Origin of the sequence: Kitasatospora sp. NPDC001603 (genome assembly GCF_040298365.1) — a bacterium.
GTDB lineage: Bacteria > Actinomycetota > Actinomycetes > Streptomycetales > Streptomycetaceae > Kitasatospora.
In genome coordinates this window covers 107,589-120,643 of sequence record NZ_JBEPAA010000008.1, presented here as the reverse complement: position 1 = coordinate 120,643, position 13,055 = coordinate 107,589, and the positions used below count along the sequence as shown (strand labels likewise).

Below are 13,055 nucleotides of genomic sequence, written 5' to 3'. Positions count from 1 at the left end.
GCCGTTCGACGTGGACACGTCCGGCATGCCGGGTGAAGATATGGCGCACGCTCGTACGATTTGACGCGGATTGATCAGAATTACCGACCGTCAGGGCTTTGCCACCTTCCGGCCGCGCTCCTACGCTCCGGCCTCATGCCCTCTCCCCTGATCAGCGTCGTGCTCCCCGCCTACGACCAGCAGAAACAGCTCGCGGAATGCCTCGACTCGCTCCTCGCGCAGTCCTTCCGCGACTTCGAGGTCATCCTGGTCGCGGACCGTTCCCCCGAGACCCCGGCCGACCTCGCCGACGCGTACGCGGCGCGGCACCCGCAGGTCTCGGCGCTGCACCTCAACGCCGCCGTCGGCGTGGGCGTCAGCCGGGACGCGGGCGCCGCCCGGGCGACCGGCGAGTACCTGCTCTTCCTCGACGCCGACCACCTGCTCCCCCGGGACGGCCTGCGCTCGCTCGCCGACCGGCTGGAGCAGACCGGCCCGGTGGACGTGCTCCTGTTCGGGCACACCCGGCGGCACGGCGGGCGCGACTGGCCGGGCGGCGCGGAGGCGGTGCTGGCCGACGCCGGGCCCGAGGTCACCGGGCCGGCCGCCCGCCCCGAGCTGCTCGGCGCGCCCGCGCTGATCTGGGACCGGCTGCTGCGGCGCGACTTCTGGCAGGGCCGCGCGCTCGCCTTCCCGGACGGCCGCTACGAGGAGATCCCGGCCGTGCACCGGGCCATGCTGACCGCCGGACGGATCGCCGTGCTGCCGCGCGCCTGCGTCCAGCTGCGGCGGCGGGAGACCGTCCACCCGGCCGGCTCGCCCGGCAGCAGCCAGTTCGACATCTTCGACCAGTACGAGCGCAGCTTCGCCCTGCTGGACGAGGTGGCGGCCTGGCAGCCGGAGCTGGAGGCCGTCCGCGACTCCCTGTTCACCCGGATGGTCCGGCACTACCTGTTCGTGTTCGACCTGGCCGGGTGCGTGGCGCGGGCCGAGCGGCCCCAGTTCTTCCACCGCGCCGCCGAGCACCACCGCCGCTTCCAGCCGGCCGGGCACCGGCGGCCCGGCGGGCGCGAGGGCGTGAAGTTCTCGCTGCTGGCCGGCGGAGCCTACCCGGCCTTCGAGATGGCCAAGCTCTCGCACATCGCCAAGGGCACCCTGACCGGCTCGGCCCGCCGGCGGGCCTCGGCCTGACCCGGACGGCCCCGGGCCGGGAGACCGGACAGCCGTCCGGCGGAGCCGGAGCCGGCGTGCGGCCGACACTCCGTCGGCCGCACGCCGGGGTGGCCCGTACCGGGCGCGCCGTCCGGCTGGGATGATCGGCGGCGGTACGCCGAGCCCACCCCCGGGAGGACCCCCGTGAGCCGACCGTCCGCCGCCCCCGGCGCCGACCTCGCCCGGGAGCTCGCCGCGACCCTGCGCGGCGACGTCCGCTTCGGCGCCGCCGAGCGCACCGTCTACAGCCACGACGCGTCCAACTACCGCCACCTGCCGCTCGGCGTGGTCAAGCCGGCCGACCTGGACGACGTCCGGACGGCCGTCGCGCTCTGCCGGCAGTACGGCGTACCGGTGGTGCCGCGCGGGGCCGGCACCAGCATCGGCGGGCAGGCGATCGGCCCGGGCGCGGTCGTCCTGGACTTCCGGCGCCACCTGGGCGCGGTGCACGGCGTGGACCCGGAGCGCCGCACCGCCCGGGTCGAGCCGGGCGCCGTGCTGGACCACCTCCAGCGGGCCGCCCGCCCGCACGGCCTGCGCTTCGGGCCGGACCCGTCCACGCACGGCCGGTGCACCCTCGGCGGCATGATCGGCAACGACTCCTGCGGCGCCCACTCCGTCGTCTGGGGGCGCACCTCCGACAACGTCGAGTCCCTCGACCTGCTGCTCGCCGACGGCACCGAACTCACCGTCGGCGGCCCGCTCGGGCCCGCCGAACGCACGGCGCTGCGCGCCCTGCCCGGGCGCGCGGGCCGGCTCCACCGCGACCTCCAGGACTTCACCGACCGCAACCTCGCCGTGATCCGCCAGGGCATGCCGGACCTGCCGCGCCGCACTTCCGGCTACCCGCTGGACGCCCTGCTCCCCGAACGCGGCCACCACCTCGCCCGGGCCCTCACCGGCACCGAGGGCACCTGCGCGCTGCTGCTCGGCGCCACCGTCCGACTGGTCGAGGACCCGCCCGCCCGCGCCCTGGTGGTGGCCGGCTACCCGGACGAGACGGCCGCCGCCGACGCCGTCCCCGCCCTGCTGCCGCTGCGCCCGCTGACCGTCGAGGGCATGGCCGCCGACCTGATCGCCGCGCTGCTCGCCGCCGGACCGCGCCCGCCCGCACTGGACCGGCTGCCCGAGGGCGCCTGCTGGCTCTTCCTGGAGACCGCCGGCGCGACCCCCGCCGAGGCCCTCGACGCGGCCCGGCGGCTCGCCGACGCCGTCCGCCGGGAGCGCTCCGCCACCACCTCGCTCGTCACCGACCCCGGCGAGCAGCGCCAGCTCTGGGGCGTGCGCGAGGCCGGCGCGGGGATCGTCACCCGGCTGCCCGGCGGCGGCGAGGCCTGGCCAGGCTGGGAGGACTCCGCCGTCCCGCCGGAGCGGCTCGGCGACTACCTGCGCGACCTGCGGGCGCTGCTGCGCCGCCACCACCTGCGCGGCGTCCCCTACGGGCACTTCGGCGAGGGCTGCGTCCACCTGCGGATCGACTTCCCGCTCACCGCGCCGCACGGGCCGGCGGTGTTCCGGGAGTTCCTGGAACAGGCCGCCGACCTCGCGGTCTCGTACGGCGGTTCGCTCTCCGGTGAGCACGGCGACGGGCAGGCCCGCGCCGAGTTGCTGCCCCGGATGTACCTGCCCGGGATCATCGCGCTCTTCGGCGAGTTCAAGCGGATCTGGGACCCCGACAACCTGCTCAACCCGGGCGCCCTGGTGGACCCGCGCCCGCTCGACGCCGACCTGCGGCTGGCCGGGCCGGTGCGCGCGCTCCCGCTCGCCCTCCCGTACGCGCAGGACGACGGCAGCCTCGCCAAGGCCGTGCACCGCTGCGTCGGGGTGGCCAAGTGCGTGGACCCCGACACCGGGGTGATGTGCCCGAGCTACATGGCCACCGGCGAGGAGCGCCACTCCACCCGGGGCCGCGCCAGGCTGCTCGCCGAGATGCTGCGCGGCGCGGAGGGCGCCATCCCGGACGGCTGGCGCTCACCGGAGGTCAGGGAGGCGCTGGACCTCTGCCTCGGCTGCAAGGGCTGCGCCGGCGACTGCCCGGTCCACGTCGACATGGCCACCTACCGGACCGAGTTCCTGCACCAGCACTACCGGCACCGCCCCAGGCCCCTGTCGCACTACTCGATGGGGTGGCTGCCGCTCTGGCTGCGGGCCGTCGCCCTCGCCCCCGGCGCGGCGAACCTGATCGCCCGGTCGGCCGCCGCCGGCCCGCTGAAGCGGCTCGGCGGGGTGGACCGGCGCCGGCCGGTCCCGGTGTTCCCGCCCGAGACCTTCACCCGCTGGTACCGCCGTCACCGCGCCGCGCACCCCGCCCCGGCCGGCGCCCGCCCCGTCCTGCTCTGGCCGGACACCTTCTCCGACCACCTCCAGCCGAACGTGCTGCGCGCCGCCGTCGAGGTGCTCTCCCACCTGGGCTTCGACGTCCGGCTGCCGGACGGCCCCGTCTGCTGCGGGCTCACCTGGTTTTCCAGCGGCCAGCTGGGCACCGCCCGGCGGGTGATGCGGCGCAGCCTGCGCGCGCTCGCCGCCACCGGGCTGCCCGCCGGCACCCCGGTGGTCGGCATGGACCCGAGCTGCACCGCCACCCTGCGCGAGGACCTGCCCCGGCTGCTCGGCGCCGACGGCCGCCCGCTCGCCGAACGGACGCGCACCTTCGCCGAGTTCATCGACCAGTACGCGCCGGACGCCCCGCTCCCCCGGCTCCCGCTGGACGCCGTCACCCAGACCCACTGCCACCAGCACGCCGTCCTCGGCACCGCCGCGGACCGCCGGGTGGAGGCCCGCACCGGTCTGCGCAACCGCGTCCTCGACTCCGGCTGCTGCGGGCTGGCCGGCAGCTTCGGCTTCGAGCGGGGCCACTTCGAGGTGTCCGTGACGATCGCCGAACGCGTGCTGCTGCCCGAGCTGCGCGCGGCGGACCCGGACACCGTCGTGCTGGCCGACGGCTTCAGCTGCCGCACCCAGATCGCCCACCTGGCCGAGGGCCGCCAGGCCCTCCACCTCGCCGAACTGCTGCAGCGGGGCCTCCGGGAGCAGCACTGACCGCCCGGTGGGAGCGGCGTGCGGCCCTAGACCGCCTGCGGCTCCTGCACCTCCGTCGACCGCGGCGGCTCCTCCGCGCAGACCGCCGAGACGAACTCCGCCAGCCGGGCCTGCGGCAGGCCGCGCGCGATGTCCGCCTCGCTGATCATCCCGACCACCTCGTGCTCCGGGTGGTTGATCACCGGGAGCCGGCGCACCCGGTACTGCTCCATCATCCGCAGCACCTGCTCGGCGTCCTCGTCCGCCTCCACCGTCATCGGCCGGCCCTGGGCGATCTCGCCCGCCGTCACCTGCTCGGGGTCGCGGCCCTCGGCGACGCACTTCAGCACGATGTCGCGGTCGGTCACGATGCCGAGCAGCTTCTGCCGCTCACCGCAGATGGGCAACGCCCCGACGTCGCGCTCCCGCATGATCCGGGCGGCGGAGGCGAGGGTCTCGTGCTCACCCACGCACGCCGCGCCCGGGTGCATGATGTCGCTGGCTCTGGTCATGATCGGCCTCCTGACGTGCCTGCCACTCCCGTCCCTCCATCGTGGTCCGGGCCAGGGGGCGCCGCCACCGGGCCCGGCGCGGGGTGGCCGGCGCCGTTCAGCCGGTCCACCGGCGACTGCTCCAGCACCTCCTCCAGCGGCGGGAGTTCGAGCTGCTCCACCTCCGGCAGCGGCGGCGGTTCGGCCGGTGACGGCTGCGCGCCCGCCTGCTCGCCGCCGTCGCCCACCGTCTTGCGGTGCACCTCCGCCGCGCTGTCCAGGAACCGCAGCAGCTCGACCGGGAACGGCAGCACCAGCGTCGAGTTCTTCTCCGCCGCCACCTCCACCACGGTCTGCAGCAGCCGCAGTTGGAGCGCCGCCGGAGTCGCGCTCATCACCGCCGCGGCCTCCGACAGCCGCGCCGAGGCCTGGTACTCGCCGTCCGCCGTGATGATCCTCGCCCGGCGCTCCCGCTCGGCCTCCGCCTGCCGGGACATCGAGCGCTTCATCGACTCCGGCAGGGCGACGTCCTTGATCTCGACCCGGTCGATCTCGATGCCCCAGCCCAGCGCCGGGCTGTCGATCATCAGCTCCAGTCCCTGGTTGATCGGCTCCCGGTTGGCCAGCAGGTCGTCCAGCTCGCTCTTGCCGATGATCGAGCGCAGCGAGGTCTGGGCGACCTGCGAGATGGCGAAGTTGTAGTCCTGCACGTTGACGGTCGCCTTCACCGGGTCCTCCACCCGGAAGTAGACGACCGCGTCCACCCGGACGGTCACGTTGTCGCGGGTGATGCCCTCCTGGGCGGGGATCGGCATCGTCACGATCTGGACGTTCACCTTGCGCAGCCGGTCCGCCACCGGCATCAGCCGCACCAGCCCGGGGCCCTGGACCTGCTCGCGCACCCGGCCGAAGCGGAACACCACGCCCCGCTGGAACTGCTGCACGACCCGGACGCTCAGCCCGGCCCACACGGCCACCAGTACGACGGCCGCCAGCACCGCATCGAATATCAGCATCGCGGTCTCCTCGCGCGCACCGCCGCCCCGGCGGTCGCCGCCCCGGCCCGGCCGGGGGCCGCCGGAGCAGCCGGTTCCACGCTACGCCTGCGGAGGCGCCGCCGGAACGGGCCGCCCGTCGGCCGCCGGCCGCCGCGCCTAAGATCGTCCCCATGTCCCAGCCCGCAGCCGACGGCCCGGCCACCGGCCCCCAGGACCCGGGCCACCCCGTCGCGGCCGCCGCCCGCACGGCCACGGTCCCCGCGCTGGACGCCGTCGTCACCGGCTGCCGCGCCTGTCCCCGGCTGGTCGAGTGGCGCGAGGCGACCGCGCGCACCAAGCGCCGCGCCTACCTGGACTGGGACTACTGGGGCCGCCCGATCCCCGGCTTCGGCCCGCCCGACGCGCCGCTGGTCCTGGTCGGCCTCGCCCCCGCCGCGCACGGCGGCAACCGCACCGGCCGGATCTTCACCGGCGACCCGTCCGGCGACCTGCTCTACGCCACGCTCCACGCGCTCGGGCTGGCGAACCGCGCCGAGTCGGTCCGGCACGGGGACGGCCTGCGCCTGCACGGGGTCCGGATCACCGACCCGGTGCGCTGCGCGCCGCCCGACAACAAGCCGACCACCGCCGAACGGGACACCTGCCGCCCGTGGATCACCCGCGAGCTGGAGCTGCTGCGGCCGACCGTGCGGACCGTCGTGGCGCTCGGCGGCTTCGCCTGGCAGGCGCTGCTCCCGGCGGTCGCCGCCGCCGGCTGGCAGGTGCCCCGGCCCCGGCCGGTCTTCGGCCACGGCGCCCGGGTCACCCTGCCGGCCGCCGACGGCGGACCGCCGCTGGAGCTGTACGGGTGCTACCACGTCAGCCCGCGCAACACGAACACCGGCCGGCTGAGCACCGTCATGCTGCGCGAGCTGCTCCGCGAGGCCGCCCGTTCGGCCGGTCTGGACCCCCTCCCGGAGCGCCCGGGCGCCGGTGGGGAGCCGTAGCCGTCCGGCGGCCCCTCAGCCCGCCAGTACCTCGGTCAGCAGCCCGCCGACCAGCCGGACGCCGTCCTCGGTGAGGATCGACTCGGCGTGGAACTGCAGCGAGGCGAAGTACGGGCCGCGCAGCGCGTGCACCTCGCCGGTGTCCGCGTCGCGGCTCACCTCGACCAGGCCGACGCCCTCGCACTCGACCTTGGCCTCGACGCTGCGGGCCGCGAAGGTGTTGTAGAAGCCCACCCGTTCCCGGACGCCGAAGAGGTCGATCTCCCGTTGCACGCCCTGGTTCGGTGCCTCCCGGCGGACCAGCGGGAGGCCGAGCCGCAGGCCGAGCACCTGGTGGCTGAGGCAGACCGCGAAGAACGGCCGCCGCTCCCGGAGCAGCGTGTCGATCGTCGACCGCAGCCGCGCGATCTTGGGGTGGCCCGCGCCGCGCGGATCTCCCGGGCCGGGGCCCATCACGACGAGGTCGTACCCGTCCGGCGCGTACGGCTCGTCGAACCGGCGGACCGTCACCGCGAGGCCGAGCGAGCGGAGCTGGTGGTCGATCATCGCGGTGAAGGTGTCCTCCGCGTCCACCACGAGCACCCGGCGACCGGTCAGGGCGGACCTCGGCCGGGAGCGCGCGGACACCGGTGCCAGCCAGAAGTCGGCGATGCCGGCGTTGCGCCGCTCCAGCGCGGCCCGGACGTCCGGGTGCGCGCCGTAGACGGCCGGGGTCGGGGCCGGGGTCGGGGTCAGGGCCGGGGCCGGGGCCGGGGTCAGGGTCGGAGTCGGGGCCGGTGCCGCCGGGCCGTCCGCCTGAAGGGCCGCGAGCAGGCCCGCCGCCTTCGCCCGGGTCTCGGCCACCTCCTGCTCGGGGTCGGAGTGGCGCACCAGGGTGGCACCCACCCCGATCCGGACCCGGCCCGCGTCGTCGATGTCGGCCGTGCGGATCAGGATCGACGAGTCCAGCGCGGATCCGCCGTGCTCGTCGCGCCCGATCAGCGCGACCACCCCGCTGTAGTAGCCGCGGCCCTGCGGCTCGTACCGGCGGATGACCCGGCAGGCGCTCTCCAGCGGGCTGCCGGTGACGGTCGGGGCGAACAGCGTCTCGCGCAGGATCTCCCGCGGATCGCGGTCGGTGCGCCCCTCGATGAAGTACTCGGTGTGCGCCAGCCGCGCCATCTCCTTGAGGTACGGGCCCACTACCCGGCCGCCCTCCGCGCAGATCCGGGCCATCATCTTGAGTTCCTCGTCCACCACCATGTACAGCTCGTCGGCCTCCTTGCGGTCGGCCAGGAAGTCCATCACCCCGGGCAGGGTCGGGCCGGACGGCGGGTACCGGTAGGTGCCGCTGATCGGGTTCATCACGGCCCTGCCGCCGGCGAGGCTGAGGTGCCGCTCCGGGGTGGCGCCGACGAACGTACGGGCGCCGGTGTGCACGATGAAGGTCCAGTAGGCGCCCGACTCGCCCCGCACCAGCCGCCGGAAGAACGAGAGCGCGCTGTGCGTGGTGTAGCCGGTGATGTCGGCGAGGAACGAGCGCTTGATCACGAAGTTCGCGCCCTCGCCCCGGCCGATCTCGTCGGCGACGACCCTGCGCACCGTCCCGGCGTAGGTCTCGTCGTCCACGTCGAAGTGGCCGCCGGCCAGCGTGATCGGCACGTCCGGGAGCCGTCGCAGCACCTCGGCCAGCGGCAGCACGCCCTGGTCGGTGACGGTCATCGCGATCAGCGGCTCGCCGTCGTCGGCGCAGGCGTAGCCGCGCTCGGCGATCTGCCGGTAGGGGACGATCGCCAGCACCTCGTGACGGGCGTCCCCGGCGGCGGCCCCGGCGGGAACGGCCCCGGCGGGAACGGGAAGCTCGGCGAGCGTCCCCGGCGTCGACACCGTGCCGACCAGCACGTCCAGCGCGTCCGGCCCGGTCGACTCCGGGCGGTGGATGAGGGCGAAGGGCGGCGGCCGCAGTCCGAGGACGCGGTCCAGCAGGTCCACGGGGTACGGCGCCGCCCCGGCCCCGGTCATGCGCCGGCCTCCCCCGGGCCACCGGCCGCGACGGCGGCCGGCCGGAGCCCCGCGAGGACGTCGTCGGTGGTGACGACCACGGCGCAGCGCTGCGCCGCGTAGTCCAGGGCCAGCCGGTGGTACTCCTCGGAGAAGTCCGCGACGGCGTCCGCCACCAGGAACGGCTGGATGTCGTTGGTGAACGCCTCGACCGCGGACATCAGCACCCCGACGTGCGCGTAGACGCCGCAGAGGACGAGCTGGTCGCGGCCCTGCTCGCGCATCCGGTCCAGCAGGCCGGAGCGGAAGAAGGCGCTGTACCGCCACTTGGTGAACACCCAGTCGGCCGGGGCCGGTTCGAGCGGCTCGACGACCTGCCGGTCGACCGGGTCGACCCGCATGCCCGGCCCCCAGAAGTCCTTCAGCAGGCCGCGCTCCTCCTCGGTCATGCCGCCGGGCTGGGCGGTGTAGGCGACCGGGACCCCCAGGGCGGCGCTGCGCTCGCGCAACCGGGCGGCGTTGCCGACCAGGTGGTCGCGGACGGCCGCGGGGAACGGCCGCAGGAAGTAGCGCTGCATGTCGTGCACGAGCAGCACCGCCCGGTCCGGGTCCACGGTCCACCGGGCGGTGTTGCCGGGCAGGTCGGCCGCGGTCGGCATCGGGTACGGCGCGATGGGGGGTATGCCCGCCATGGCCTTCCTCTCCTGGGTTCCTGGGTCGAATCGCTGGTGGGGCTGGTGGGACCGAGCGCTGTCGAGCGGGAGCGGACGGGCCGCCGGGTGGGGTGGTGCGGGCGGCCGCGCCGGTGGGCCGGTCCGGCGCCGCGGCCGCCGGGGGCGGTGGCGTCCGCGGTGCCGGACCGGGGCACGGTGGCGCCGCGGGTACGCGGCGCCCGGGGGCGGGTGGGCTCAGCCCTGGGCCGCGGCGGCGCCCACCGGGGTCGACCGGCCGGTCAGCCACCAGGCCGAGACCACGGAGAGGGCCTGGCCCGGGTTGAGCCGGGGGTCGCAGAAGCTCGTGTACTTGGCCCCGACCTCGTCGATCCGGGCTTCGCTCTGGACGCATTCGGTCACGTCGTCGGGAGTCGTCTCCAGGTGGAGCCCGCCCGCCGTGCCGCCGGCGTTGCGGACGGCGTGCTGGAACTCCCGCACCTCGCGGGAGATCTCCCGCACGAACCGGGTCTTGAGGCCGTCCGGTGTGCTGACGGTGTTGCCGTGCATCGGGTCGGTGAGCCAGATCACCGGGTGGCCCGCGGCCTTCACCGCCTCGACGAGGACGGGCAGCCGCCCGGCCACCGCCTCGGCCCCCATCCGGGCGATCAGGGTGAGCCGGCCCGGCTCGCGCCGGGGGTCGAGCCGCTCGCACAGGGCCAGCAGGTCGTCGACCGTCATGGTGGGACCGACCTTGCAGGCCACCGGGTTCATCACCTCGGCGAGCAGGGTGACATGGGCGCCGTCGACCTGCCTGGTCCGCTCGCCGATCCACGGCCAGTGGGTGGAGGCGAGCAGCAGCCGCCCCTCGTCGTCCCGGCGCAGCAGGGGGACTTCGTAGTCGAGCAGCAGTGCCTCGTGGCTCGTCCAGACGGGCGTCCCGATGGAGAGGGGCCCGCCGCGGCTGCGCCAGCCCAGGTGTCCCATGACGTCGTAGGCGGTCTGGTAGCCCGTCAGCAGCCTCAACGGGTCGGGGCGCCGCAGCTCCGGGTCGGGCTCCGGACTGTTGACCATGTGACCCCGGTAGACCGGCAGTTCGACGTTCCCGACCCGCTCGGTGGGGTGGGAGCGGGGCTTGGCGAACTGTCCGGCGATCCGGCCGGCGCGGATCACCGGCTTGCAGGTGTCCAGTTGGAGCGCGCCCGCGAGCAGGTCGAGCACGCCGACCTTGCGGGCCACGTAGCCGGGGGTGCACTCGGCCGGGTCCTCCGCGCAGTCGCCCGCCTGCACCACGTGGGCTTCGCCCGCGGCGACCCGGGCCAGCAGCGCGCGCAGGGTACGGACGTCCTCCGCCTCGACCAGTGCGGGGCGGGTCGCCAGTTCCTTCCGCACCTGGCGGACCAGCGCGGTGTCCTCCCACGGTGGTTGCTGCAACGCGCTTTCCAGTCGGATATCGAGCAGAGTACTTTCCACCGATTTCTCCAAATCGCGAACGGGCGATGGGCGCGGTCGCCCCACGGCCGAGCAGGCGAGCGTCGTGCGCGGCTGTCAACGGAGCCGGAATTCGAATCCACACAGGCCCGGGGGGCGCGGTCGCCGCACCGTCGGCGGGACCGGGGAACTTCTCGTTCGTCCTGGGTGAACGTCGATGGAACACGGGGGCGGTGGGCGCAGAGGTCGGGCCGGACCGCCGCATCGCGACGGTGGGCGCCGAACCGTCGGCGGCCTCCGCCACCGTCCAAATCATGGAACAGAACGGAGTGCCGGCCAACGTTCGTCACCGCACTTCGTCAGGTGACCGGCACTTCGTCAGGTGACCGCTACTCCGTCAGGTGCCGAATAGTCCATCAGGTCGCTGCGGGCACGTAGCACCACCGGCGGGCACACCGGTTCGACGGGGCTCCGAAGCCAGCTCGACGAACTGAATCGGCGTCAAATCATCGTGACAGCAGGACGACAGGCCGACCTGGTGACGTCCGGACGAGGGCCTGCGAGACTTCGGGCCATGAACAGCGACCTCCTCTCCGGCAGAATCGTCCTCATCACCGGCGCGAGCAGCGGCATCGGCGCCGCGGCGGCCCACGTGTTCGCCCGGGAGGGCGCCACCGTGGTGCTCACCGCCCGCCGGGAAGAACGCCTGGCCGCACTGACCGCCGAACTACGCGAAAAGGGAGCCCGCGCCGCGTACGTGGTCGGCGACGTATCCGTCGCCCGAGATGCCGCGAGGGCGGTGGAGTTCGCCGTGGCCGAATTCGGGCGGCTCGACTCGGCCTTCAACAATGCGGGGATCGGCGGTGACCGCACCCCGCTGCACCTGATGTCGGACGACGTCTACGACACCGTCATGGACACCAATGTGCGCGGCGTCTTCAACTGCCTGCGGTACGAGATAACGGCGATGCTGGAACAATCCGGCGGGGGCACCATCGTCAACAACAGCAGTGTGGGCGGCCTGGTGTCGATCCCCGCCGCCGCCCCCTACATCGCCTCGAAGCACGCGGTCATCGGCTTCACCAGGGCCGCCGCCGACGAGTACGCCAAGCAGGGCATCCGGGTGAACGCGGTCGCCCCCGGAACCACCCGCAGCGAGATCACGGCCGACTGGTTCGGCCGCAATCCCGGCCTGGAGGATCTGGCCAACTCGCTGACGCCGCAGGGGCGTACGGCGGCTCCGGAGGAGATCGCGGAGGCGGCGGCCTGGCTGCTGAGCGACCGCTGCCCGTTCCTGACCGGTACCGTCCTGCCGGTGGACGGCGGCTTCGTCAACCGGTGAGCCGCCCCCGGCCGCCCGGCGGTGGCACCGTCACCGCCGCAGACCGTTGAACTCGACCCGGAAGGCCGGCTCCCCGCCCTGCGTGCCCGTGACCCGGACGGCGCACCGGGCGGGGTGGCCGGCCGGTGTCTCCTCCGCCTCGATCCAGCACGGCCGGTCGAACTCCACGTACCGCCGGAAGCTGGTGGCGACCCGCAGGGGCAGGAAGGACGACCGGCCCCGGAGGGCCTGCGCGGCCTGGGCCGCGGCCTCCAGCAGGGCCAGCCCCGGGACGTGGTCGACGGGATGGTCGAAGAGCAGGTGGTTGTCGATGTCGTTGCGCAGCAGCCAGCGGTGCGGCCGGTCGCCCGGCGCGAGGGCGACGTCGGTGGCGCGCGGCCGGGCCACGAGGTCGGCGGCTATCGGCTCCGGTAACGGCCAGGCGCCCCAGCCGACCCCGAGGCCGTCTCCCCGCACCCGCCGGTAGGCGGCGGGCGAGATCCAGCCGAACTCGGAGTCCGCCCGGGCCGCCACGACGCCGTCGCAGCGGATCAGGATGCCCATCCGCAGAGAGCTGACGGACCGTCGGTTCCGCACGGCGCCCGCCACCGTGACCCGCACGTCCAGTCTGGCGCTCCGGCCGCGTGGCGCGCGGAAGTCCGGGTCGATCGTGTAGTCCAGGGTGCTCAACACGGTCTGATGGGTCAGCGGGACGCCGTACTCGGCGTGCGCGACGACCAGGCCGCTCTGTCGGATGGTCTGGGCGAGTATCCGCGGGTCGTACGGCAGACCCACCTGCACGGCCGGCCACCGGACGCCGACCCCGAACTCGTCGGCCCCCAGTCGCTCCCAGCCGGTGACCAGGACGGACGTGCTCCGCCGCAGATGCGCGTAGGCGCCTACGAGAGCAGGCGAAGGAGTGGATGAACGTGGTGCGAGCGTGACGTCTTGCAAGGCCCCCCCTTGGTCTGACGGGTCGGCACAGCTCA

The 13,055-nt window shown here is 74.8% G+C and carries 10 protein-coding genes; 4 read left to right on the top strand and 6 right to left on the bottom strand.

Going from position 1 to position 13,055, the window contains the following annotated elements; all coding sequences use genetic code 11:
- The first annotated feature begins 135 nt into the window (after positions 1-135).
- Together ABT263_RS08190 and ABT263_RS08185 are read left to right on the top strand one after the other, a co-directional pair.
- Positions 136-1,170 carry a glycosyltransferase family 2 protein gene (locus ABT263_RS08190; protein ID WP_352288799.1) on the top strand — a complete coding sequence of 345 codons (1,035 nt, stop codon included), beginning with the start codon at positions 136-138 and terminating at the stop codon, positions 1,168-1,170.
- 165 nt (positions 1,171-1,335) lie between these two features.
- Positions 1,336-4,230 carry an FAD-binding and (Fe-S)-binding domain-containing protein gene (locus ABT263_RS08185; RefSeq protein ID WP_352288796.1) on the top strand — a complete coding sequence of 965 codons (2,895 nt, stop codon included), beginning with the start codon at positions 1,336-1,338 and terminating at the stop codon, positions 4,228-4,230.
- Positions 4,231-4,256: 26 nt separating this feature from the next.
- Here ABT263_RS08185 and ABT263_RS08180 read toward each other — a convergent pair whose 3' ends face one another.
- Positions 4,257-4,721: a CBS domain-containing protein gene (locus ABT263_RS08180; protein ID WP_329486479.1), complete on the bottom strand. Its 465-nt coding sequence runs from the start codon at positions 4,719-4,721 to the stop codon at positions 4,257-4,259.
- The gene (locus ABT263_RS08175) at positions 4,718-5,716 is read right to left on the bottom strand and encodes a slipin family protein (RefSeq protein ID WP_352288794.1); all 999 of its coding nucleotides are present in this window, start codon (positions 5,714-5,716) and stop codon (positions 4,718-4,720) included. Before ABT263_RS08175 ends, ABT263_RS08180 begins: the two co-directional genes overlap by 4 nt.
- A 152-nt stretch (positions 5,717-5,868) precedes the next feature.
- Between ABT263_RS08175 and ABT263_RS08170 the strand changes: the two genes are divergently transcribed.
- A complete protein-coding gene (locus ABT263_RS08170) occupies positions 5,869-6,684 on the top strand; it encodes a uracil-DNA glycosylase (protein ID WP_352288792.1) in 816 nt (271 codons plus the stop codon).
- A 15-nt stretch (positions 6,685-6,699) separates the two neighbouring features.
- Here ABT263_RS08170 and ABT263_RS08165 read toward each other — a convergent pair whose 3' ends face one another.
- The 3 genes from ABT263_RS08165 to ABT263_RS08155 all read right to left on the bottom strand — a co-directional run bounded on the left by ABT263_RS08165 (position 6,700) and on the right by ABT263_RS08155 (position 10,787).
- Positions 6,700-8,685, bottom strand: coding sequence for an anthranilate synthase family protein (locus tag ABT263_RS08165; RefSeq protein ID WP_352288790.1), 1,986 nt, complete (start codon positions 8,683-8,685; stop codon positions 6,700-6,702).
- Positions 8,682-9,356 (bottom strand): isochorismatase family protein, encoded by a 675-nt coding sequence (locus ABT263_RS08160; RefSeq protein WP_352288788.1) that lies wholly within the window; start codon positions 9,354-9,356, stop codon positions 8,682-8,684. The genes ABT263_RS08165 and ABT263_RS08160 overlap by 4 nt, the downstream gene beginning before the upstream one ends.
- A 216-nt stretch (positions 9,357-9,572) precedes the next feature.
- Positions 9,573-10,787 carry a 3-deoxy-7-phosphoheptulonate synthase gene (locus tag ABT263_RS08155; RefSeq protein ID WP_352288785.1) on the bottom strand — a complete coding sequence of 405 codons (1,215 nt, stop codon included), beginning with the start codon at positions 10,785-10,787 and terminating at the stop codon, positions 9,573-9,575.
- Positions 10,788-11,319: 532 nt separating this feature from the next.
- Between ABT263_RS08155 and ABT263_RS08150 the strand changes: the two genes are divergently transcribed.
- Positions 11,320-12,087 (top strand): SDR family NAD(P)-dependent oxidoreductase, encoded by a 768-nt coding sequence (locus ABT263_RS08150; protein ID WP_352288782.1) that lies wholly within the window; start codon positions 11,320-11,322, stop codon positions 12,085-12,087.
- 30 nt (positions 12,088-12,117) lie between these two features.
- Here the strand turns inward: ABT263_RS08150 and ABT263_RS08145 are convergent, their stop codons facing one another.
- Positions 12,118-13,020, bottom strand: coding sequence for a ScbA/BarX family gamma-butyrolactone biosynthesis protein (locus ABT263_RS08145; protein WP_352288779.1), 903 nt, complete (start codon positions 13,018-13,020; stop codon positions 12,118-12,120).
- Positions 13,021-13,055 lie beyond the last annotated feature (35 nt).

What these genes read in the sequence shown, in the direction of transcription:
- ABT263_RS08190 (WP_352288799.1), top strand. Translation starts at nt 136, where the DNA reads ATGCCCTCTCCCCTGATCAGCGTCGTGCTCCCCGCCTACGACCAGCAG.
- ABT263_RS08180 (WP_329486479.1), bottom strand. Translation starts at nt 4,721, where the DNA reads ATGACCAGAGCCAGCGACATCATGCACCCGGGCGCGGCGTGCGTGGGT.
- ABT263_RS08175 (WP_352288794.1), bottom strand. Translation starts at nt 5,716, where the DNA reads ATGCTGATATTCGATGCGGTGCTGGCGGCCGTCGTACTGGTGGCCGTG.
- ABT263_RS08170 (WP_352288792.1), top strand. Translation starts at nt 5,869, where the DNA reads ATGTCCCAGCCCGCAGCCGACGGCCCGGCCACCGGCCCCCAGGACCCG.
- ABT263_RS08165 (WP_352288790.1), bottom strand. Translation starts at nt 8,685, where the DNA reads ATGACCGGGGCCGGGGCGGCGCCGTACCCCGTGGACCTGCTGGACCGC.
- ABT263_RS08160 (WP_352288788.1), bottom strand. Translation starts at nt 9,356, where the DNA reads ATGGCGGGCATACCCCCCATCGCGCCGTACCCGATGCCGACCGCGGCC.
- ABT263_RS08150 (WP_352288782.1), top strand. Translation starts at nt 11,320, where the DNA reads ATGAACAGCGACCTCCTCTCCGGCAGAATCGTCCTCATCACCGGCGCG.